The organism is Vibrio sp. 10N.286.48.C11, assembly GCF_041469805.1.
GTDB classification, from domain to species: domain Bacteria; phylum Pseudomonadota; class Gammaproteobacteria; order Enterobacterales; family Vibrionaceae; genus Vibrio; species Vibrio crassostreae_C.
Map to the genome: position 1 here is coordinate 1 of NZ_JBFRLK010000039.1, position 23,552 is coordinate 23,552.

Annotated in this window: 17 protein-coding genes and 1 pseudogene; 15 read left to right on the forward strand and 3 right to left on the reverse strand. The window is 44.6% G+C overall.

Features of this window, described 5'->3' with window-relative positions:
• Positions 1 to 97 precede the first annotated feature (97 nt).
• Positions 98 to 1,357 (reverse strand): adenylosuccinate synthase, encoded by a 1,260-nt coding sequence (locus tag AB4209_RS11060; RefSeq protein WP_017063984.1) that lies wholly within the window; start codon positions 1,355 to 1,357, stop codon positions 98 to 100.
• Between the two features lie 214 nt (positions 1,358 to 1,571).
• Between AB4209_RS11060 and AB4209_RS11065 the strand changes: the two genes are divergently transcribed.
• The 4 genes from AB4209_RS11065 to AB4209_RS11080 all read left to right on the forward strand — a co-directional run bounded on the left by AB4209_RS11065 (position 1,572) and on the right by AB4209_RS11080 (position 6,453).
• Entirely contained in the window at positions 1,572 to 2,444 is an 873-nt protein-coding gene (locus AB4209_RS11065) for a LysR family transcriptional regulator (RefSeq protein ID WP_017068305.1), read from the forward strand.
• Between the two features lie 276 nt (positions 2,445 to 2,720).
• A complete protein-coding gene (gene dmeF / locus AB4209_RS11070) occupies positions 2,721 to 3,716 on the forward strand; it encodes a CDF family Co(II)/Ni(II) efflux transporter DmeF (protein ID WP_372055866.1) in 996 nt (331 codons plus the stop codon).
• The gene (locus tag AB4209_RS11075; RefSeq protein ID WP_017059185.1) at positions 3,694 to 4,110 is read left to right on the forward strand and encodes a MarR family winged helix-turn-helix transcriptional regulator; all 417 of its coding nucleotides are present in this window, start codon (positions 3,694 to 3,696) and stop codon (positions 4,108 to 4,110) included. Before dmeF ends, AB4209_RS11075 begins: the two co-directional genes overlap by 23 nt.
• Before the next feature lie 618 nt (positions 4,111 to 4,728).
• Positions 4,729 to 6,453 (forward strand): methyl-accepting chemotaxis protein, encoded by a 1,725-nt coding sequence (locus AB4209_RS11080; protein ID WP_372055906.1) that lies wholly within the window; start codon positions 4,729 to 4,731, stop codon positions 6,451 to 6,453.
• A gap of 145 nt (positions 6,454 to 6,598) precedes the next feature.
• Here AB4209_RS11080 and AB4209_RS11085 read toward each other — a convergent pair whose 3' ends face one another.
• Positions 6,599 to 6,838 (reverse strand): PAS factor family protein, encoded by a 240-nt coding sequence (locus AB4209_RS11085; protein ID WP_004733935.1) that lies wholly within the window; start codon positions 6,836 to 6,838, stop codon positions 6,599 to 6,601.
• Between the two features lie 239 nt (positions 6,839 to 7,077).
• Between AB4209_RS11085 and AB4209_RS11090 the strand changes: the two genes are divergently transcribed.
• The 4 genes from AB4209_RS11090 to AB4209_RS11105 all read left to right on the forward strand — a co-directional run bounded on the left by AB4209_RS11090 (position 7,078) and on the right by AB4209_RS11105 (position 14,130).
• Complete coding sequence (locus tag AB4209_RS11090; RefSeq protein WP_372055868.1) at positions 7,078 to 8,076, forward strand: DHH family phosphoesterase; 999 nt, start codon at positions 7,078 to 7,080, stop codon at positions 8,074 to 8,076.
• Between the two features lie 487 nt (positions 8,077 to 8,563).
• Complete coding sequence (locus AB4209_RS11095) at positions 8,564 to 10,753, forward strand: immunoglobulin-like domain-containing protein (RefSeq protein WP_372055870.1); 2,190 nt, start codon at positions 8,564 to 8,566, stop codon at positions 10,751 to 10,753.
• 229 nt (positions 10,754 to 10,982) lie between these two features.
• Positions 10,983 to 11,903: a LysR family transcriptional regulator gene (locus AB4209_RS11100; protein WP_372055872.1), complete on the forward strand. Its 921-nt coding sequence runs from the start codon at positions 10,983 to 10,985 to the stop codon at positions 11,901 to 11,903.
• A 181-nt stretch (positions 11,904 to 12,084) separates the two neighbouring features.
• A complete protein-coding gene (locus tag AB4209_RS11105) occupies positions 12,085 to 14,130 on the forward strand; it encodes a TonB-dependent receptor domain-containing protein (protein WP_372055874.1) in 2,046 nt (681 codons plus the stop codon).
• 129 nt (positions 14,131 to 14,259) lie between these two features.
• Here AB4209_RS11105 and AB4209_RS11110 read toward each other — a convergent pair whose 3' ends face one another.
• Complete coding sequence (locus AB4209_RS11110; protein WP_102321012.1) at positions 14,260 to 15,003, reverse strand: class I SAM-dependent methyltransferase; 744 nt, start codon at positions 15,001 to 15,003, stop codon at positions 14,260 to 14,262.
• Positions 15,004 to 15,462: 459 nt separating this feature from the next.
• Between AB4209_RS11110 and AB4209_RS11115 the strand changes: the two genes are divergently transcribed.
• From AB4209_RS11115 to AB4209_RS11145, 7 genes and pseudogenes are all read left to right on the forward strand, one after another.
• Positions 15,463 to 15,987 (forward strand): GNAT family N-acetyltransferase, encoded by a 525-nt coding sequence (locus tag AB4209_RS11115; protein ID WP_017059192.1) that lies wholly within the window; start codon positions 15,463 to 15,465, stop codon positions 15,985 to 15,987.
• 14 nt (positions 15,988 to 16,001) lie between these two features.
• On the forward strand, positions 16,002 to 16,598 hold the full coding sequence (locus AB4209_RS11120; RefSeq protein WP_017059193.1) for a LysE/ArgO family amino acid transporter: 597 nt from the start codon (positions 16,002 to 16,004) through the stop codon (positions 16,596 to 16,598).
• Positions 16,599 to 16,611: 13 nt separating this feature from the next.
• A pseudogene (locus AB4209_RS11125) lies at positions 16,612 to 16,785 on the forward strand (porin family protein); the annotation flags it as partial.
• 213 nt (positions 16,786 to 16,998) lie between these two features.
• A complete protein-coding gene (sbcD, locus tag AB4209_RS11130) occupies positions 16,999 to 18,252 on the forward strand; it encodes an exonuclease subunit SbcD (RefSeq protein ID WP_372055876.1) in 1,254 nt (417 codons plus the stop codon).
• Between the two features lie 4 nt (positions 18,253 to 18,256).
• Complete coding sequence (locus AB4209_RS11135) at positions 18,257 to 21,973, forward strand: SbcC/MukB-like Walker B domain-containing protein (RefSeq protein WP_372055878.1); 3,717 nt, start codon at positions 18,257 to 18,259, stop codon at positions 21,971 to 21,973.
• A gap of 336 nt (positions 21,974 to 22,309) precedes the next feature.
• Positions 22,310 to 22,444, forward strand: coding sequence for a DUF2256 domain-containing protein (locus AB4209_RS11140; protein ID WP_081324519.1), 135 nt, complete (start codon positions 22,310 to 22,312; stop codon positions 22,442 to 22,444).
• A 160-nt stretch (positions 22,445 to 22,604) separates the two neighbouring features.
• A complete protein-coding gene (locus tag AB4209_RS11145) occupies positions 22,605 to 23,489 on the forward strand; it encodes a PA4780 family RIO1-like protein kinase (protein ID WP_372055880.1) in 885 nt (294 codons plus the stop codon).
• Positions 23,490 to 23,552 lie beyond the last annotated feature (63 nt).

Consider the following 23,552-nt stretch of genomic DNA (forward strand, 5'->3'; position numbering starts at 1 on the left):
TGGGTTCATGGGGCGGATACTGTTATCTCGTTCTTTATGAACAATCAAAAAAGTCCACTGAATGTGGGCTTTGATGTAGATCTTGTCGTCTTCTAAGCTAAGCTCGAATGATCATTTGCTCGCGCTCAGGACCTACCGATACCATCACGATTGGAACACCCATTAACTCTTCGATACGAGTAACGTAATCTTGTGCCGCTTGAGGAAGGCTCTCAAACGTGCGGCAACCCGTGATATCTTCGTCCCAACCTGCCATATCTTCATATACAGGTTTTAGCTCAGCCGTTTGTGGCCAAATCGGGTTCTCAGTGTGCTCACCAGAGTAAGCAGTACAGATCTTAAGTTCAGACAAACCAGACAGGCAATCAATCTTAGTCAGTGCGATTTCCGTTGCAGCTTGCAGGTCAACACCGTTGCGAGTTGCCACTGCATCAAAGTAACCCATATCACGTGGTCGACCCGTAGTTGCGCCGTATTCGTTAGAGCTTTCGCGGAAGCTGTCTTGTTCTTCCATTGCAGTTACTAGCGTGCCAGTACCAACAGACGAGCTGAATGATTTAGCAACAGCGATAACACGTTCAGGACGAAGTGCAGGTAAACCGCTACCAATGCCAGCATAAGCTGCGGTTACATTCGAAGATGTTGTCCAAGGGTATTCACCGTAGACAAGGTCGCGACCTGCGCCTAACTGAGCTTCAAACAGTAGGTTTGCGTCTTGTGATTGCAGCGCTTTAAGCGGCTCAGTTACGTTGCAGATGAACGGGCGCCACGCTTTAGTTACTTCAAGTAGCCATTCTGTCATTTCAGAAGCAGTCTGGGAGAAGTCACATTGAGGGTAGAGCGCTTTAAGCTGAGGCATCTTCCAATCAAGTAGGAATTGAATACGCTGCTCTAAAATTTCAGGTTGATTCAGCCAACCGACAAGAATGCCTTTCTTCATTACACGATCGCCGTACGCTGGTGCAATGCCTTGACGTGTAGAGCCGTAAGCGCCATCGCCCAAACGCTCTTCTTCAAGCGTATCTTCAAGAGCATGTAAAGGGAGACACAGTGTCGCACGATCTGAGATCGCCATTTTCACTTTGATGCCAGCCTCTTGAACTTCTGCAATCTCTTTAGTTAGCGCAGCAGGGCTGATCACCATGCCAGGGCCAAGAACCGCCGTACAATTAGGATTAAAAATACCACTAGGTAGTTGGTGCAGTTTGAATGTACCGAAGTCATTTACCACAGTATGACCTGCATTGTTTCCGCCTTGGAAACGAATGCTAGCAGAAGCTTGGTCTGCTAAAAAATCGACGATGCGGCCTTTGCCTTCATCACCCCAGTTTGCGCCCACAACAACGATAGATGGCATAATTTTTCTCCTAACTGATTGAGGAATCATGTTAGGTCTACAAGGTGGATAAGAGAAATTAATTATCTTTATCATCTTGATAAGGATTTCATATATCCTTAAAGTCTTAAGCTACAAGCGAGATTCCCTATCACGTTCGTTCCTCACTGTAGGGAATGACGATGGGGCATTCTTTACTTTTAGGGAATGATATTAGTGACACGAGAGAGAGGACATGATGCTCGATATTAATTTGTTGAAGACGTTTGTGACGCTTGCGGAGTACAAGCATTTTGGGAAAGCGGCCAATGCACTGCACATGACACAACCCAATGTGAGTTTGCACCTAAAACAACTGGAACAACAAACACGCATAAAGTTGATAGAGAGAAGCCCTTTTCAATTGACTCAAGCGGGTGAACGGCTATTGGAAACAAGCCAAAGAACGCTACTCGAACTGCAGATTTGTCAGGCCGATCTCAATGCCATTAACGACCTTAAAATAGGGACGTTAACCATTGCCGTAAGTGACATCATTTCTCGATTTTTGCTAATTCGTCCGTTCCAGAAGTTCAAAGCGCAGTATCCCGGTATTGACCTTACGCTCTTGAATACCACGTCATCTCAGGCATCGAATTTAGTTAAAAATGCTCAAGCGGATATTGGTTTTGTTATCGCCAAAGAGCAGCACAACGAGTCTTTGTATTTCACTAAGCTGCAAGAGCTTTCTTGGTGTGCGCTTGGCGATGGGGTTGATATCCGAGACTCTGATGCAGAGCTCACTTTGATTCTACTAGGTCATGATACGAGAACGCGTGACTTTATTGATGAAGGTTTACCAAGCCTTAATCTACCTAATTATAGGGTGATGGAAGTAGGGAGTGTCGATGCTCAAATCGACTGGGCAGAAGCGGGATTTGGTGTGGCTATTGTCCCGGAGTTTGCGGTATCAACCAAGCAGCACCTGCATTCGAAAGTGACACCATTGACCAACTTCTCGAGCACCAGTCTTGGTTATATTGTTCGGCAGAACCAAGTCTTGTCGAAAGCAACCAAGCAGCTGTTAGGTTGGGTGAATGATGAGATTATTTCATTGCAAAACAAATAAATACAATCATTGAGTTTGACTCAATCAGCCCACCTCGAGTGGGCTTTTTTGTCCCTGGAAAGCCTCGTTTTTACTGAATCAATAATCTTTGGAACAAACTAGCGCTCACCATCAACTATTCGTCCCGCAAATCAGAGTTTCAAAATTCATCGTTGACAAAGTTTGATAATCAAACTAAATTTCAAATTATTACTTTGATTGTCAAATTACTTGTCAATCAAAGGGCTTTTATTTGCAACGATCATCTAACCACAAACACAAGCTAAGGACGCCATTTTGAGTTTTCCAACACGTCACCAACACAACTTTTCTTCACATAACAGTCAAGGTGAGAAACGCACGTTCTATGTCCTGTTATTGACCGTCGTTACCATGGTTGTCGAAATTGTTGCAGGTACTATTTACGGCTCGATGGCATTGCTTGCCGATGGTTGGCACATGGGGACGCACGCCGCAGCGTTTGGTATCACCTTATTTGCATACCGTTATGCGAAGAAACATGCCGAGAGCGAACGTTTCTCTTTCGGTACTGGCAAAGTCAGCGTGTTAGGGGGCTACACCAGCGCGATTGCATTGGGGATTGTGGCATTGTTGATGCTGGTGGAATCAGTACATCGTTTGTTTAACCCACAAGCGATTCAGTTCAATGAAGCGATCATCGTTGCTTGTATTGGTTTAACTGTGAATGTGGTGAGTATGTTTTTACTTGGCGATCACCATCATGATCACGGACACGAGCATGGCCACAATCATAGTAAGAATCACGGTCATTCACATAGCCATGAGCACGACAGCGACCGTGGTCATAAACATGGCGAGCATCACGGACACCATCATGATCACAACTTACGCGCAGCCTACATGCATGTGTTGGCGGATACTCTAACTTCGCTGCTTGCGATTGTTGCGCTGCTATTTGGTAAGTTTTACGGTTGGAACTGGTTAGATGCAGCAATGGGAATGGTTGGCGCATTCGTGATTGCTAAGTGGACGATGAACCTTATGAAACAAACCAGCCCAATCCTGCTGGATGAGAATATCGACCAAGATTATCGTGACTCAGTGACCAAAACCTTAACGCCTTATGCGTCGGTCACCGATTTCCATATGTGGAAGGTGAGTGGGCATCACTATTCAGCAGCGATTACTCTTGAATCAAACAGTGATAAAACCGTCTCTGAATATAAACAAATGCTCGCCAAGTTTGATAAGATTAATCATCTTACTCTTGAAGTGCATTCAAACGACCATGCGAAATATAGAACAGCTTAACCAAATACTGACTGAGTTCTACGATAAAATGTCTTCGTGGGAGCAGTCTGTTGTCAAAGAGACGGGTTATTCCCTGGCTCAAGTACACACCATTGAAGTACTTGGTATGCATGGTGCGTTAAGAATGAAAGAGCTCGCTGAAAAGTTGGGTATTACCACGGGTACACTTACTGTTCAAATAGAAAAGTTGGTTAAAGCTGAATTGATTGAGCGCCATGAACACCCAACAGATCGTCGTGCGATTGTGGTTGCCTTGACGGATGAAGGGCAGAAGATACACGTTCACCACAATCAGCTTCACTTGAATTTGGTTAATGAGCTGACGCAAGATATCGAAGAAGACGAGAAAGCGGTGTTATTGAAGTGCCTAACCAAGATGGTAAAAGCGTTTTAGCCAGCCTTGAATTCGCACCTAACTCTTTAGCTGCAAAGCGATTGACTAGAAAATCAAAAGATGGACCTGACTCGAATTGAGTAGGTCCATTTTTTTCGCCGTTTACGCTCTACTGTACAATCATCAATAGACGGATTCACTGTTTAAAAACCAAGTCAAAACCTCCAATATTGCGCTTCGCTCGTGCTCTTCTGGAGAGCCAAAAAAATGTCATCATAAATAATGCATCCAAATGTGCGTCAAAGTCTTTTAATTCAATGCCTTGTATACCATGACATTCAAGCCATTTATGTTCCGTCAAATAGCTGTCTCTCACTTTTATCATTCAACTAATGTACATGTATTCAATTTGTGTTATTGATGCTTTTATCTTTAGTGAAAAGATTCATTCTCTGTTTGAATACCATTGAGAATGTCACTGCTGGTGGGCTGAACAGTCGCTAGATTTAGTGCTCATTACTGATACAAAAAATATAACAATAATCAGGTCGCGCAAGTTGGATATCCATTCTTTGATGCGATTTATTTAGATACTCATAGTTATTTTAGTAAAGACGAGCCACGTATATGAACATAAAGAAAAAGCTCTATTCGTTGGGGATGTTCTCCATCTTCGGCATGATTTCACTGCTGTTTACCACATCACAATTTGCAGACACCACCGCTCAAATGAGCGAAGCCAAACAAATTACCAAAGAGCTTGAAGTGCGTTTGCTCAACCTTCGCCGTAACGAGAAAGATTTTTTACTGCGTAGCGATATGAAATACCTCGACAAGTTCGACGTAAACTACAAAAAATTCTTAGCGTCTGAATCTGAGCTAGATACAGTGCTCAGTGATTTAGGCTTAGCCAACAGCACACACCTACGTGAAGACATCGAAACTTACCACACCAGCTTTGTTAACCTAGTTAAAGCGAGCGAAGTCTATGGGCTAGCACGCGACAAAGGCATGCTAGGCGAGTTTCATGTTTTGCTCGATAACATCAGCGCGACAGCCAGTGCTGAACAAAAAATCGAGCTTTACCTGTTCAATGACTTAATTGAAAAGGGTGAGTTCGATCCGAGTGTTCTTTCTATTACTTCTAATGTTGGAAGCTCAACTGCTTTGATAGATGCTGCACGTCAAGTGGTTGAACAGAAGCGAGTGATTGGCTTGAAGCACAACGAAGGTCTGCTTGGGCAAGCTCGCTCGGGTTCTCATGCTATCGAAACTCAATTTAAAGAATTCTCGGCGGTGCTAGACCAACAAACGCAGCAAGAGATGGACAAGCTATCGCTGATCAACAACATCCTTTGCGTCACGCTACTCGTGTCGATCATTCTGTTCAGCTGGTTAATCGTCCGTTCTATCATTGGTAAAATTGAGTCACTGCTTTCGGTGATTCGTAACATCGTTGATTCTAACGACGTGTCTATTCGTTCGCACCTTGATGGCAAAGACGAACTCAGCACTTTAGGCCAATACTTCAACCAACTGTTGGATCAACTGGAAGGGCTTATCGCTGCCTCTCAATCTAAGTCACTGCAACTGACACAAAGCACATCGAACATGCATGATGAGCTAGAGTCAGTAATCAAACAGTTTGAAGTTCAAGCAAATCACACATCTACAATGACAACGTCAGTTCAAGAGATGGTACTCACCATTGGCGAGATCTCTGAAAGCACATCGGTTGCCGCTGAAGGTGTACATCAAGCGAAAGTGAATGCCGATAAAGGCCGTGAAGTGGTGGTTGAAACCATCAGCAACATCACCCAGTTGTCTGAACGTCTTTCAAGCAGCCAAGATTCGATCAGTTCACTGAACCATCATGTTGACCAGATCGGCGATGCAGTAAACATCATCCAAGGCATTGCAGAACAAACTAACCTATTGGCATTGAACGCAGCAATTGAAGCAGCACGTGCGGGTGAACAAGGTCGTGGCTTTGCGGTAGTTGCCGATGAAGTACGCGCACTAGCAAGCAGAACGCATCAATCGACCACAGAGATAACTTCAGTGGTGAGTGCAATTCAAAGCCAGATGCAGGCGTCGATGGCAGAGATTGGCGAGTGTAATCAACAAGGTCAACTAACGCTGAAAGATTCGGAAGAGCTGGATGCGAGCTTGCAACTTATCTTGAGCGACATGGAAAGCATCCAAGGTAATTCAGAACGTATTGCTTCAGCGATTGAAGAGCAGGGCGCAGTAATGGCGCAAGTGAGTGACTCAATTACTGAGCTGAACACTATCTCGAACGACAATAACGCTTCGGCGCAGCATTGCTTAGTTGAAGTGGACAAGGTAGCAGAGCAAGCGAACGATATGGACCAAGCGGTCGCGCAGTTCAAGACTTCATAAACAACATAGAACTTACTAAAACAAAAGGCGTGGATCATCTACGCCTTTTTTGTGCCTGAAATTCAAATAGATAAATGACGAGAATAAAAAAACGGCCCGATCTGGGGGAAGATCTGGGCCGTTATATTACGTATTAAAGGGGGGACTACTTATTTCGGCCTTCCAGCACATCCAGTGCCAGTTCAACCGCTTTATCAATATTGTCGCATCCCGCTAACTTACCTGAGCTGATAGGACCAAGCACATTAGCGTATAACGAGAGCTGCTTGTTAAATGGCAGGCTCAACTGCTCATATAAACGCTGGCGAATCTCGGCATGTTGCTCAGGAGCGTGAGCAGCAAGGCTTTTCAAAGTGTCATAAACAAGAGTGGTGGTAGTGTTCATTCGTCTCTTTATCATTAAGTGGGAGGCGCTTATTTTATAATCTTTTCGTATTCTTTTACTGTGACATAAGTCATACAATATTATTAATGTGTTTATCTTTTCAATCTAATGAGAATAAGGCATTCCAAAATAGACTTAAGTATCTGTGAAATATAACTAAAATAATGACAGACTATCGAACACACAAACGAATTGGCGCGTTTCTGGCAAACGGTTAAATCTATAGGAAGAGGAACAACATGCACTACGACGTATTCAACGGAGACGCAGATGGCATAATCGCGTTGTTACAGCTGCGATTAAGTGAGCCAAGAGAGAGCGTGCTCATTACTGGTGTTAAGCGTGATATTAAGTTGGTCTCTCAAGTTGTTACTCAAACTATGGAGCCGGGTAAGCAAGGTGATGTTTCTTCCGTTACCGTTTTAGATGTATCGATGGAGAAAAACCTGCCTGCACTGCACTCACTGCTAGACGCAAACATCAATGTATTTTATTGCGATCACCACCGAACAGGGGATGTCCCAACTTCTAGTCATTTAGATACTCTGATTGATACCGCGCCAGAGAGCTGCACGAGCTTGCTGATTAACCAGAAGCTGAATGGTGCGCATGTGGCTTGGGCAATCGCAGCTGCCTTTGGCGACAATCTAAAAACGGTGGCGGCGCGGCTAGCGGATGAAAATGGATTCGCTCAATCTCAAAAAGAGTTTCTAGAAGAGCTAGGTACCTTGGTTAACTACAACGGTTACGGTTCGTCACTGAGAGATTTGCATTTCACGCCAGCTGAGCTCTACAAAACCCTTTATCAATACCCGAATCCGTTTGATCTTTTGGATGATAAAGACTCTGTGTTTTATCGACTGCGAGCTGCTTATCAAAATGATTGCCAGCAGTTATCAAACCTTGCTCCTGTTTATGAAAGTGAAGTCGCACGTGTGTTTGAACTACCAGGCGAGACTTGGGCAAGGCGCATCAGTGGCGTATTTGGTAATGAAATCGTTAATCAAGATCCAAACCGAGCGCAAGCAGTATTAACGAAAAACCAAGACGGCGAGTCTTACACGGTGAGCTTACGTGCGCCATTATCAAATAGAACGGGTGCAGACGAAATTTGCTCAAGTTTTGCGACTGGCGGAGGAAGAAAAGCAGCGGCTGGAATTAATCAACTTAATGAACTTGATAAGGTGAATTTTATTTCACTATTGGATGCATATTATTCATCTGGCACTGACGGTTAACTGAAAAACTCCCGACGTATACATTCAAAATCCTACAAATTCTTGCTCCTATATTCCGTTATACGTGTGTATTGCTAGCACATGTATGATGGCTATATCCAGGCTGTTTTAGTGATATCACTCGCAATGGTATCTGGTCTTAGGTCAGTAATTACGGCGTATTTGGGGTGATTTTTGCCGATTTAAAGTTTATTTTTTCCTATCGGTGATTTTTTATATTTTTGGTTAATTATCTTAGTGAATTAAGATTGATTAAGTATTTTCATGGTCAATGTATTCGACCGAAAATAACAGTTTTTAGCATTTCAATTTGAATGAAAAGTCAAAGTCATATTGATTCTGATATTCAATCTGTGACTTAAAATCACAAGTTAAATCAAAGGTCATCTTTTCCTAAAAATTCCATTACTTTTCTATAAATATTCATGATTACAATGAATTGGTTCGGTTGTGATTGGCACAGCTGTTAAGTAAGGAAGTGGGACTAATGTTGAAACGTAAAGCTCTACAATTAGCAGTATCGCTCGGCATGGCGGCAATGTCTGGCGCTGTTTACGCGAATGGTTCAGATATGACGAATCCAGACTCTGGCGTGGTGGTTGGCTATTGGCATAACTGGTGTGACGGTGGCGGCTACCAAGGTGGTAATGCGCCATGTGTGACGCTGGATGAAGTGAACCCAATGTACAACATCGTGAATGTGTCATTCATGAAGGTCTACGATGTGGCTGATGGTCGAATCCCAACTTTTAAACTGGACCCAACCATTGGGCTTTCAGAAGAACAATTTATTGACCAAATCTCGGAACTCAACAAGCAAGGTCGCTCTGTGCTGTTGGCTTTAGGTGGTGCGGATGCACACGTAGAGCTAGAAACCGGTGATGAAAGAGCCTTTGCTGATGAGATTATCCGTCTAACTGAGCGTTACGGTTTCGATGGCCTAGATATCGACCTTGAACAAGCAGCCGTAACCGCAGCAAACAATCAAACCGTGATTCCTGATGCTCTTAAGTTGGTAAAAGACCACTACCGTGCTGAAGGTAAAAACTTCCTTATTACTATGGCGCCTGAGTTCCCGTATCTCACGACAGGCGGTAAGTACGTTCCTTATATCGATAATCTAGAAGGCTATTACGACTGGATTAACCCACAATTCTACAACCAAGGTGGCGATGGTATCTGGGTTGAAGGCGTGGGTTGGATTGCTCAAAACAACGATGCGTTAAAAGAAGAGTTCATCTACTACATTTCTGATTCTCTTATCAACGGAACGCGTGGTTTCCACAAGATCCCACATGACAAGCTGGTGTTTGGTATTCCTTCAAGCATCGATGCTGCAGCAACCGGTTTTGTACAAGAGCCACAAGATTTATACGACGCATTTGATAGCCTAACGGAGCAAGGTCAACCGCTACGTGGTGTAATGACTTGGTCTATTAACTGGGACATGGGCACCAACAAAAACGGCCAACAATACAACGAGCAGTTCATTAAAGACTACGGCCCGTTTGTACACGGTCAGGTAACGCCACCACCAGTCGAGGGCGAGCCCGTTCTTAAAGGTGTCGAAAATACGCGTGTTCTTCACGGCACAACGTTTGATCCTATGGATGGCGTGACGGCAACAGACAAAGAAGACGGCGATCTAACGTCATCAATCGATGTTGAAGGTTACGTTGAAACCAGTGTTATTGGCACTTACGTTTTGACTTACCGAGTGAAAGACAGCGATAACAACGAAACCACTAAAGCGAGAACGGTAGAGGTTTACAGCCAGAAGCCAGTATTTAATGGTGTGTCTGACACGACTGTTGTGTTGGGAACTGCGTTTGATGCAATGGCAGGCGTGACGGCGAATGATGCAGAAGATGGCGACCTGACAAGCACCATCACACACACTGGCAGTGTCGATGTAAATGAAATCGGCAACTACACACTTGTGTATAGCGTAACAGACAGCGCGAACCAAACTGTAACCGCTGACCGTAAGGTATCTGTAACTGATGGTTCTAACTGTGCTGCTGCATGGGATGCCGACACCGTTTATGTTGAAGGTGACCAAGTATCTCATGACGGTTCAACGTGGGGAGCAGGGTGGTACACTCGCGGCGAAGAACCTGGAACGACAGGTGAGTGGGGCGTTTGGAGAAAAGTTTCAGATTCTTCTTGTGGTGGTAACCCAGATCCGGGCGATGACTTAGAGCTTGCTGTTTCAGGGCTTCAATCAGAATATGCGCCAGATAACGGCAATGTTCGTTTAGATCTAACACTGACATCAAATGAAGCGTTAGATGTTACCGCTATGGTGATCAACAGTGCAGGTACTGTGGTTGAGCAAACTAAGGTTAACGTAACGGACAGCCGCGCCATTACCATCGACTTATACGATGTAGCGGAAGGGCAATATGGACTTGAAGTGGTCGGTAAAGCATCTGACGGTGAAATGGTGATGGTAAACGATTCGTTCGCTGTTAAAGACGGTGGTGGTACAACACCTCCTCCAGGTGATTATCCTCCATATGAAGCGGGCACCAACTACGCAGCGGGTGACATTGTGGTCGGCAGCGATAATGGCTTGTACGAATGTAAGCCTTGGCCATACACGGCATGGTGTGCAAGCGCGTCTTACGCTCCAGCAGATAGCCAATACTGGCAAGATGCTTGGACAAAGCTGTAGTCTGATAGCTCAACGCTAGCAATATAAAGTAGACGATCAAAGAGAGGCCATTGTACCTCTCTTTTTTATGTTTAAACAGTTCTGACTTAGAGCTTTAAAACCCACTTAACCTTAAACTCTGCTCTGCATATTGCTCTAGATCAAAATAGGAGTGATTATCAATTGTATTACATGTTAAGAAATAGCACTATGCGCACATTGAATTTTATATATTGTTAATATTTGCATAATGAATCTTGCTCAAGTCGACCTCAATCTACTCGTTATTCTTAAACACCTTCTTGAAGAGAAGCACGTTTCCAACACGGCATTGGCGCTGGATATGAGCCAACCTACGGTGAGCCGATCTCTGCAAAAACTGCGTACCGTTTTCAATGATGATCTATTGGTGCGAGCGGCTTATGGCTATGAGTTAACGCCAAAAGCAGAAGCCATTAAGCAAGATCTCAATTCGGTACTGACACGTTTAGAAAAGCTGTTACATGGCGATGTATTCGAACCGCAAAGCAGTGACAGTACGGTTCGCTTCTTTGGTTTAGTGCCTAATGTCGCGCACTTGCTGCCCAAGGTAGTTGCGGAGATACGTCAACAAGCGCCAAACATGACTGTTGATATCGACTCGATTCCTAAACGACACTTTGAGCCTCTGTTATCCGGTGATGCGCACTTTGTGTTGTCGACCCACGAGCCGTTAAGTTCAGAGCAAAATTTGTATCGAATGTTCGTGATTAGCCGCGATTACCGTTTGCTGATGAGTAAAAAACATCCTTTGGCGGACAAAGAGATCACGGTTGATGACTTGTTGAATAGCCAACTTGGTCAAATCTCACTGCAAGGGGATAAGAAGCTCTCGATCGAAAGTCGATTTAAAGATCTTGGCTTGATTGATAAGCAGCGCCAGCTGTCCATTCCAATTCAGCTTTCCAATTTTAACGTCGCGCCGGATATGGCAGAAGCAACCGACATCATCTTTCATTTACCGACACCTTTTGCTCAACAAGCCGCTACGCAAAGAGATCTTGTTTGTAAACGCGTGCCTAAAGCGTTGCGCCACCCATCAGAAGACGTCTACTTATACTGGCATAAGCGCTTTCATAACGATCCTATGTGTCGCTGGGTTCGCAATATATTCAAAGAGCTTTATACATAATCCATCTGCAGGGTGAATGAAAATTACGAATACCTATCGAGTTGGATATAGATCTCTTTCATTATTTGAATGGTGAATAACGAGAATCGATTTTTGGTATGAAACTTTCGTTGATAAGAGTGGTAGTTGGTTGTTTAATGCAAACCATTATCATTACCAATCACATATAAGAATGAATATCATGTCTGAGAGATCTCTTTTGATTCGCAAACCTCTTTTGGTTCGTAAACCCCTTTCGATCGCAGTCGCTGTTATTTGTACCTCACTTTCAGCTAACGTGTTGGCGCAAGAAGAAGCGCAAGCAACAGATGAGCAAATGGTTGTTACGGCAACTCGTACCGAGATGGCACTAAAACAAGCGCCAGCTTCAATGTCGGTTATCACCGCGCAAGACATTGAAGACAGCCCTGGTATTACCTTGGCAGACATCGTTGCCGAATCAACGAGTGTTGAGTCTGATTTTGATAGCACACGTGCTGGCCGTCAGATGATCTCTATTCGTGGTATGGATTCAGATTACACTCTTATCATGGTGAACGGTCGTCGTTTAAGCTCTGCAAGTGCCATCATCCGTGGTAACGACTTCGACCTATCAACGATTCCTGCTGATTCGATCGAACGTGTTGAAATAATCCGTGGCCCAATGTCTGCACTTTACGGTTCAGATGGTATGGGCGGTACAATCAACATCATCACTAAGGCTCCAGAAAACGATTGGAGCTCTACACTGAGCATGGACACTTCATCTCCACTTGATGGTGATGGAGGGGAAGAGTATTCGATGGGCTTCACGACATCTGGTGCGTTGATTGAAGACGAGTTGTTTGCTCGCCTTTCTGTTAACCAGACAAGCCGTAACGCTTGGCAACCCTATTCTGGTACGCATAGCTCTGGTTACGATCGTTCAGACATTACTGCGTTAGAAGAAAGAGAGACATTAAGCTTACTCGCGAGCCTGACATGGAATGCAACAGACAACCAAACCATTGATTTCGATTTTGGTTACAGTGACGACGAACGTGAGTCATCTGCGGAAAACGTATCATCTGTGATTGAGTCTGACACACGTGTTGTACGTCAGAGCCAAGCGATCACACATAGTGGTTTTTGGAGCTGGGGTGACACGCAAGTACGTTATTCACGTGAAAATGTGACAGATAATGATGCTGCGGACTCAGATACTAACTATAGCAGTGACATCGAAGAGCTGACTCAAATTGTTGAAGCTTCGGCGACCACTTATCTTGGTGATAGTCACACCGTAACGTTTGGTATGGACTACCAGTTGAGTGAATTAACCAACAAAGAAAACTTAGTCAATGGTACATCTGAAGCTTATCAAGGTGCGTTATTTGTTCAAGACCAATGGTTAATGACGGATCAACTAACGGCAACCATTGGTGGTCGTTTAGATAAGCATGAACTGTACGGTGAAGAGTTCAGCCCACGTGTGTACTTGGTTCATCAAACAACGAATGACCTGATCATCAAGGGTGGTGTGGGTAAAGCATTTAAAGCACCAACATTGACTCAAAATCAGACAGACTACACAGTTAATAGCTGTAAAGGCGTATGTGATTTACATGGTAATGAAGATCTTAAGCCCGAAACCAGCTTGAACTATGAGATCGCTGCGATTTATAGCCAACCTCGTTGGAATGTTGAAGGTGCCTTATTCCGAAATGAAATCAACGACCTAATTGATCGTGATGAAACCTATTGTGAGAACGGCGGAGTGTTTGAATCGGGTAAAGGTTGCGCTGATAGTTCAAGCTCAACTGGCTATGTGAATGGTAAGCGTACTTATACAAACGTATCAGAGGCTGTAGTTCAAGGTGCTGAGCTTACAGGCCAATTCCAAATTACTGATGAATGGGGTGTGTCTGGTAATTACACATTCTTAGACACTGAAGATAAGTCTACTGGTGACGAATTACTTGAGCGTTACAAGCATTCGGGTTTAGTTAAACTGAACTGGAGCCCAACTTACGATCTAAGTACCTTCGTGAGTGCGCGTTACCGTGGTGAACGTCAGATCGAAAGCGATCTAACTCAAGACGCTTACACAACGCTGAACCTAGGTGCTATCTACAACGTGAATGCTTCAGTACGACTACGTGCAGGTATCACGAACTTAACTGACGAAGCTGTATCACAAGAGCTAGAGAGTATGGGCTATGTTGAAGAGCCACGTACTTACTACGTAGGTATGACAGCGGACTTCTAATTTAGAGTTCAGTAACTGATAGCTTGATACAAAAGAACCCACACTGGCTGATGCTCTAAAAGGAGAATGGCGAGTGTGGGTTCTTTTTTGATCTATAGATTTGGTTTAATTTGCCGTTTATCTATTAATCTAGATTTTGACACATGTGATCAGCGCATTACCGGACTGAGTATCCCAAGGAATCAGCTTGTCGTAATCGTGCTCGAAGATATTAACCTCGAAGTAGGGCTTCAATATCTCGATTAACTCTTTAAACGAGAATGCCACCATTGGGTGTTCATCATTCCACACTTGAGTTTCACCAGCAGTCGTCTTTTCGATGCTAAGCTTTAGCGCTTGCTTATCACCCTGACCAGAGTAATACCAACCAGAACGGAACGTGAAATCGTCTTTGTCTTGGTTTTTTGTGTGTCTAACAAACAGGTCGTTGCTGATCTTGTCTTTATCAACCACGTTAAAACAGAAAATACCTTCTGGCTTTAACGCACGATGCACACTTTCAATACACTCTTTAAGCTTCTCAAGGCCATCGTTGTAATGGATGGAATACAGGAAGCAAGTGATAAGATCGAGTGGTTCCGTGACCTCAAAGTTACTCATGTTTTGTACTGAGAACTTGGCTTCCGGGCAGCGAACTTCTGCGATATCTAACATCGGCTTGTTAAGATCTAGGCCACCGCTTTGGTAACCGAAATCAATAAAATGACGAACGTGTGGGCCAGTGCCACAAGCTAAGTCGAGGTGTGTTTTTCCTTCATTTCCAAAGATTTGATGGAGTCTACGTACGCAGTTACTTTGCGCTTGGTAGTCAATATCTACACACATTAAATCATAGTAACCGGATAGGTCGGTATAGAGTGCGTTGGCGGACATATTTGCCTGCAGCATAAGCTGAAAAATTAGGGTGGCGCATCATATACCGAAATTGGAAAATCGCAATCAAATATTCGATCAATGAAAGCGTTTTATTTTCTAACTTATGGTCGTTTTAAATGAGACCGTTTAAAGGGATGTTTAAGCTGCCAACAACATCAGTACGCGTGTCATCGCTATTCACTTTGCCCTGACTACTTATTCGTTAACTAAAACAGGTGTTGCTCCCTCAATGCAGCGACCATACGGGCTTTGCGGAACGCTTTTATCACGAGACGAGATAGGAAAAATATGGTATCTAGGTAAACCCAGTGTGACATTTATAATTTTATGATTAATCAGTAATTTTACTGATTCAAACCGAGTTCTTGAAAAGGAAACAATTCAGGAAAGTGGGCTGTTGATAAAAACCAAATCACTCAAGCTAAATAAGCGAACTAAACAAGGAGAGTTGAAACAATGACATCAGCAATAAATGCACAGGGTTCAATGGAAAATAGAACAGCATTGGAAAGCAGTGCTTCAATAGAAATTAAGGTGGATGACTTGTCGGGTGGGGAAGTCATTGAATTACTTGAAGAGCACCTCGCTGATATGTACGCCACTTCGCCAGCCGAAAGCGTTCATGCACTGGATCTAGATGGGCTCAAGTCACCAGAGATTACTTTTTTCAGTGCTTGGAAAGACAGCCAACTACTTGGGTGTGTTGCCATTAAAGAGCTAAATACCCAACACGCTGAACTCAAATCGATGAGAACCTCACAGTTTGCTCGAAAGTCAGGTGTTGCGAGCCAACTTTTACAGCACGTATTGGATACAGCAACCGCCCGCCAGTATCAAACAATCAGTTTAGAGACCGGCTCAGAAGACTACTTTAAGGCTGCGCGTAACCTGTATGAAAAGTTTGGCTTCGGATACTGTGAACCCTTTGCTGATTATGTGTTAGACCCGCACAGCCAGTTTATGAGTATTGAGTTGCGTTAAGAGACTAGCCTTAGATGTCGACTTACTTTGCAGGTTTCTCCCTTGGCCTTTCGCTGATTCTTGCGATTGGCTCTCAAAATGCGTTTGTTTTAAAGCAAGGGCTTAAGAACCAACACGTATTGGCAGTTTGTGCTGTATGTGCCATTTCTGACGCCTTACTGATTAGCTTTGGCGTGACGGGCTTTGGCGCAATCGTTAAGCAGTTCCCACAAATTGAGCAGTTCGCCCGTTATGGTGGCGCTATCTTTTTGGGTGTCTATTCATTCTTAAGCTTCCGATCAGCATTTACCGAAAACCACGCCTTAGAAGCCACGGCAGAAACTAAAGACTCATTAACCAAAGCGATTGCGATGTGTTTGGCGTTCACTTGGCTTAACCCGCATGTGTATTTGGATACTGTGGTATTGCTGGGGTCTATCTCAACTCAATATCAACCGGATCAAATGTTGTTTGGCGCTGGGGCGGTATCGGCGTCATTCGTGTTCTTCTTTTCACTTGGATATGGCGCTCGCTTCTTGGCTCCAATGTTTAAGAACCCGAGAGCGTGGAAGGTGTTGGAATTTGTCGTTGGCGTGATCATGGCATCTATTGCAATATCTTTGATTGTCTAGCTGCGCGTAATTAGGCTTCCATTTTGGTATAGGTGTTGAATACACGCCAGTAGAAAGCCTAACCTTACGTTTAATCTCACAAGCAGATGCAGTAAATATCGAATTCTTCGGCCCGAATGGTAATAGACTGGCAAGCCGTGATTTAGCGTTTAGCACAGTAACTCTGGGCGCTTCGTACAATTTTTGACGACCTCTGTGAAATAGCTTAAAGCTAAAGCTATGGACACCTAAAACCGCTCTAACGTTGAGCGGTTTTTTTATGTCAAAAATAACGATTGGTCACGCTATGGGCGGAGTTGGTCCAAAGCCTGAAATTAGTTGGTTTTCACAAGCTTATAAAAGGGAATTATCTCGACTATTTTGGTAGATTAAAGGTATTACAGACTTCCAGTGAGCAGCAATGAAGATTCTTCACACGTCCGATTGGCACCTTGGCCAAAACTTCTACAATAAAAGCCGCAAGAATGAACATGAACGGTTTTTACAATGGTTACTTGAGCAAGTTACAGAGCACGACATCGACGCGATCATTGTTGCTGGCGACATTTTCGATACCAGTACACCGCCGAGTTACGCTCGTGAGATGTATAACAAGTTTGTGGTCGATTCGAACAAGATCGGTTGCCAATTGGTGTTATTAGGTGGAAATCACGATTCAGTCTCTGTGCTTAAAGAGACACAACAGCTGCTCAAATACATGGGCGCAGACGTGATTCCTAATACCAATGAAGATCATGCGACTCAGGTTGTCGAACTAAAAGGCAAGAACGGCGATGTAGAAGCGCTGGTTTGTGCCATTCCTTTTATTCGCCCTCGCGATGTGTTGATGAGCCAGGCGGGTGTCACTGGCGTTGAGCGTCAGAAGCAACTCGGCGATGCAATCAAACAGCATTATCAAAGTGTTTATGATGCGGCGGTTGCTAAGCGCGCGACGTTTGTAAACAGCGAGCACATGCCGATTATCGCTACCGGTCATTTAACGGCGATGGGTGTCCAACAATCGGATTCTGTGCGTGATATCTATGTCGGCAACCTTGATGGTTTCGCCGCTGATGGCTTCCCAGACGCAGACTATATCGCACTTGGTCATATTCATCGCCCACAAGTGGTGGCAAAGCGTGAATACATTCGTTATTCAGGCTCTCCAATCCCACTAAGTTTTGATGAACTTAAGTCTCAGAAACAAGTGTGTGTTGTTGAGTTTGTTGAAGGTGAGCGCACCATTTCTCAATTGCCTGTTCCCACATTCCAACCTCTAGCTGAAATCAAAGGCGACTTGAGCGAGATCGAATCTCAGCTGAACCAATACATAGGTTTAGATAGCGAACAAAGCGTGTGGTTATCGATAGAAGTGCAAGCGCAAGATTACTTGTCGGATCTACAAGAACGTATGCGCGCACTGACCGAAGGATTGAATGTGGAAGTACTTCAACTGCGCCGAGCAAGAGAGCGTCGTAATCAAGCATTAGAGCAAGAGTCGGCAGAGACCTTATCTGAACTGAGCCCGATGGACGTGTTTACGAAGCGTATTGCCTTAGAAGAGTTTGAAACCGATTCTGAAAAAGCGCGTTTAGAGCGCATGACGGTGAAGTTCAAACAAGTGATGGTCGAAGTGTCTGAAAGCGCTCAAGCGCCCAATAAAGTAGAAGAGTAATCGTATGAAGATTTTAAGCCTAGAATTTGAAAACCTGAACTCTTTGAAAGGGCGCTGGAAGCTCGATTTTACCCAATCGCCGTTTGCAGAAAACGGTCTGTTCGCAATTACTGGTCCAACTGGGGCGGGTAAAACCACCATTCTTGATGCGATTTGCTTGGCACTTTTCCATCGCACACCGCGTTTGAAAAGCATTGCTAAAGGTAATAATGAATTAATGACTCGTGGTACGGGCGAGTGTTTTGCTGAACTGGAATTTGAAGTTCAAGGTAAAACGTACCGATCTAATTTCCACCAAAAGCGAGCGCGTGGAAAACACGATGGCGCATTGCAAACGCCAACGTGCGAGTTTGCCGATGCGGACACCGACAAAGTCTTAGAGACCATGTTGACCAAGAAGACCAAGCTGGTGGAGCAGGTTACAGGGCTCGATTTCTCACGCTTCACTAAATCCATCATGTTGTCTCAGGGTGAGTTTGCGGCGTTCTTAAATGCCAATGCTAACGACCGTGCAGAGCTACTTGAAGAGCTGACGGGAACCGAAGTTTATAGCCTGATTTCAGAGCGTATCTACGATCATTTTAAGTCGAGTGAAGAGTCGCTTAATCAACTTAAAGCGAAAGCTGAAGGTGTGAGCTTACTGTCTGAAGAGCAAATCAAAGAGCTGACCGCAGAGCGTGAAACGCTAGAAGTAGAGCAGAAGCGTTTAGCCGAGCAATTAAAAGAGTGGCAAGTGCATCTTAGCTGGTGGAAAGACGTGACCAAAGCTGAGCAAACTATTGCGGCCAGTGAGCTCGATCTGAAAACCGCTCAAGATGAACTAGACCGTAACCAACCGTCACTAGAGCGCTTGGCAAACAGTGAGCCGGCTGAAAAGCTGCGTCCAGTACACAAAGATTTAAAGCGTTGCGAACAAGAGGTGAACACTACTCAAGCTCACCTAGATAACAGCACCAAGTTACTTGCCGTTCGTGATGCAGAAATGCAAGACGCGCAAACTAAACTGACTCAAAGCAGTGCGATTGTCGAACAGGTAAAAGCCGAACAGCAGGATCAAGAGAAGATCATCGAGCAGGTTCGCCCGTTAGATAACCACATTGCCGTACTCAAAGATAAGCAAACTGCGGCCGTTAGTGCAGCGAATACGCTTAACGAGCAACATACGCAGCAGCGTAATCAACAGATTGTTTTAGTCCAAAAAACAGATGCACTGAAGCAACAAGATAAACTCAGCACTGAGTACCTAAATACGCATCAAGCTGACCAACATCTGGAAAAATACCTAGGTCAGTGGCAAGCAAAGGTCGAGCAAGTTCGTACTCTAGAGCGTCAGCATTCAGAACAGTTGAACTCAGCGAAGCAAGCTTTGTCTGCGGTTGATGCTCAGCAAACGATCATCAAATCCGCGCAAGATGCTAAAGCAACGCAAGATAAAACTTTAGCTGAATTGGTTGTTCTCGAGAGTAGTGCAAAGCAACAGTGGGAAGCCTTGCAAGGCAACACTAGCGAGCAAGTGTTGAATTCGCAAAAAGATCTGTTGGAGTTTTGGAATCGCAATACGCACTCATTACTCGAGATCAATCGTGGTTTCCTAAATGCCCAACAACAGCTGCACGCAAAAACACAGGCACATCAAACCAACACCCAGTTGGTCGACAAGCTTTCGAAAGAGCGTGAAGTGCTGGTGGAACGATATAAAGAGAGAGAGACTTTGCTTGAGCGATTAACGCGTTTGATTGATCAAGAAGGCGAATTGGCGAAATACCGTGCAGCTCTAGAATCTGGGTCTGAATGCCCACTGTGTGGTTCAACAGACCATTCGGTTGAACAGTCGCAAGACATTGCAAATTTGGTTGCTCAAAAAGATAGGGAAAACCTAGAGCTAACGGCTATCAAAAAAGAAGGCCAAGAGCATCGTCAGCAGTTAGATTCTCTTGCTCCTATGATTGCTGCGCTTAACGATGACATTCAGCGAGCGCAAGCGGATATTCATCAGGCTCAACTGAATTGGCAAAGCGTTGTCGGCAAGCTTCAACAGAGTTTATCGGATTTCGTTGGCACGGCTCCTGAACTGGCGCTGTTAACGATTAACGATTTAGGCAATGAAGCTACAGTCGAGACCTTTGCTCAGCAGTGTGAGCAGCAATTAAATTACACCATTCAGCAGCTCAAAGCGTTAGTTGATGCTAAAGCGCATTACGCTGAAGCTGAGAAACAACGCCTGTCTGTAAGTGTTATGGCTGACAAGGCGCAGTCTAATCTCGAGTTGGCCGAGCAACGCTTAGCTGATTTGAATAAGCAAAACCAAGTCGCAAACGAGCAAGTGACTCAAATAGCTCAAGCGAAAGGCCAGCAATGGAACGCTTTGAAAGAGAGCATTGTTCAAACTTCTATCGAAGCACCTGAACTTGAGCATATCGATGATTGGTTTACTGCGAAATCGCAAGCATCAAGCACATGGCAGCAAACCAAACAGCAACAGGCCGATATTGAGAAGCAACTGATTACTCAAAATGCCGAATTGAAAACGTTAGACGACAAGCTAAGCAGTGTTGAGAAAGAGCTCGCGACACTGACGCAAGAGAGTGAGTCTTTAGTGTCAGAACTCACTCGTGTAACGGCTGAAAGAACAGAGTTGTTTGGTGACAAAGACATTCAAGCCACCAGCAATGCGATGAAGCAAAGAGTCACTGAAGCAGTAAATGCATTTGATGCCGCGCAGTTAGTGCTTAACCGCAGCGAACTTGAACATCGAACCGAGCAAACCAAACACACTGGTTTCTCGGACGAGTTAGTCAGTAAGCAATCGAGCTACACACAAGCGTCGAATGCTTGGTTAGAAGCGCTGAAAACTAGCCCGTTCGAAGATGAGGCTAATTTTGAAGCAGCGTTGTTAGATGAAGAGGTTAGAACTCAACTTCAAAGCCTGAAGAAGTCTTTAGACGAAGCGATTGTCAGTGCGCAAGCTAGGTTGAACGCCGCCAAAGCGACACAAGTGGATCTACTAAATCACGAAAATGCGAAAGCATGGCAAGAGCAAGACCAACAGCAAGTTGAAGAAGCGACTACTGAGTGTCAAAACGCACAGCAAAGCCATGCGACCAAGATCGGTGCAATTTCTGCCAATCTTGAAACGGATAGCCAGAACCGCAGTAATCAGCAAGATCTGTTTAAGCAGATCGACGAGCAACAAGTCGAGTTTGATGATATCTCTCGTTTGAACTCACTTATTGGCTCTAAGAACGGCGACAAGTTCCGTAAGTTTGCCCAAGGTTTAACATTGGAAAACTTGGTGTACCTTGCGAACAAGCAGCTACAACGTTTGCATGGTCGTTACGAGCTTAAACGTAAAGCCGACGATGGTTTAGAACTGCAAGTGCTCGACACATGGCAGGGCGATGTGATGCGTGATACAAAGACTTTATCAGGTGGCGAAAGCTTCTTGGTGAGCTTGGCGTTGGCATTAGCGCTTTCTGATCTTGTGAGCTACAAAACCAGTATTGATTCTCTGTTCTTAGATGAAGGTTTCGGCACGTTGGATAGTGACACATTGGACATTGCCCTTAACGCGTTAGATAACTTGAATGCATCAGGCAAGATGATCGGTGTCATTAGCCACGTTGAAGCACTGAAAGAGCGAGTGCCCGTTCAGCTTAAAGTGACAAAACACTCTGGCTTAGGTGTGAGTGAGATGGAGAAGCAGTACAAGGTTGTCGCTTAGGTTGTTACTTTGGTTCTTGCTAAATTTATCTGCGCAGAAATAGAAACAGAGCTAGATGAAGCAGATCCCCGACTCAGTCGTTCCTCCTTCTCGAGGATGACGGAGTCGGGAGTAGTCACAAATCACTACGCAGTCACTCCTTAAAGTCAGGAACGAACGTCATAGAGAACTAGGCTTTGTTCGTATTGCCTTCGTCATTCTCTAAAGCGAGGTACGAACGTAATAGGGAATCTAGATTTGTTCGCATTACCTTCGTCATTCCCTAAAGCGAGGTACGAGCGTAATAGGGAATCTCTAGTAAACGCAGGAAGTGGATGCTTCAAGAAGGGAACGGCCATGCACAAGAAACCCCATTTACCGACTAAGATATGTCCTGTTTGCCAAAAGCCTTTCGCATGGCGTAAAAAATGGCAGCGCTGTTGGGATGACGTGATCTACTGTTCTGAACGTTGTCGTCGTAATAAGTCTTAGTCCCATAATCTGAATAGATCAGGTCAATACTCATGATCTAAACCCGTTAACTCCAATATTTCCTTCCTTTGTCGTAATTTTGATGATCCTTTAATCGTTTCGTCATTCATTTCTCAAGTTAATATTTCTATCTGTAAGATAAGTGATGTATAAAGGCGGCATGAAGACACCTAAAAGAATACAGCCTTTAGTTGACGACGGTTTAGTCGACGAGGTGACAAGCCAACTCATGAGTGGCAAAGAAGCATCGGTGTACATTGTGCGCTGCGGCGATACGATCCGTTGTGCCAAGGTATATAAGGAAATAAGCCAACGCAGCTTCAAAAAAGCGACCGCGTATCGTGAAGGCCGAAAAGTCCGAAATAGCCGCCGCGCTCGAGCGATGGAAAAAGGCTCTGGCTTTGGTCGTGAACAACAAGAAAAGGTTTGGCAAAGTGCTGAAGTGGATGCCTTATATAAACTGGCAGAAGCGGGTGTTCGTGTGCCTGTCCCTTATGGTTGCTTTGATGGCGTACTGCTTATGGAGCTGGTCACTGACGATGAGGGTTACGTTGCACCACGTTTGAACGATGTGGTGATGTCAGCAGAGCAAGCGATCGAAGACCACGCCGTGATGATGACTTACGTAGTTAAAATGCTGTGTGTTGGTTTGATCCATGGTGACTTGTCTGAGTTCAACGTATTGGTGGATGAATACGGCCCTGTGATTATCGATCTACCACAAGCGGTTGACGCTTCGGCTAACAACAACGCTGAGTGGATGCTGGCTCGTGACATCAATAACATCCGTGACTATTACGCTCAGTTTGCTCCTGAACTGGCAAAAACCGAGTATGCCAAGGAAATGTGGGCGCTGTACGAGAAAGGCGACTTGAAGCCAGACAGCAAACTGACGGGTGAGTTTACGGAAACCGACGACTTGGCTGATATCGAAGCCATCATGCAAGAGATAGACGCTGCGCGAATTGAAGAACAACATCGACGCGAGCGAGCTAAAGAAGAGAAAGAAGGTGTTGACGATACTAAGTTCAATTGGGCTGAATAATCGTGATGATCAGTTTTGATCTTTAGCTAGATATCAACCAAACGCTTTTTAAAACAGAGGCGT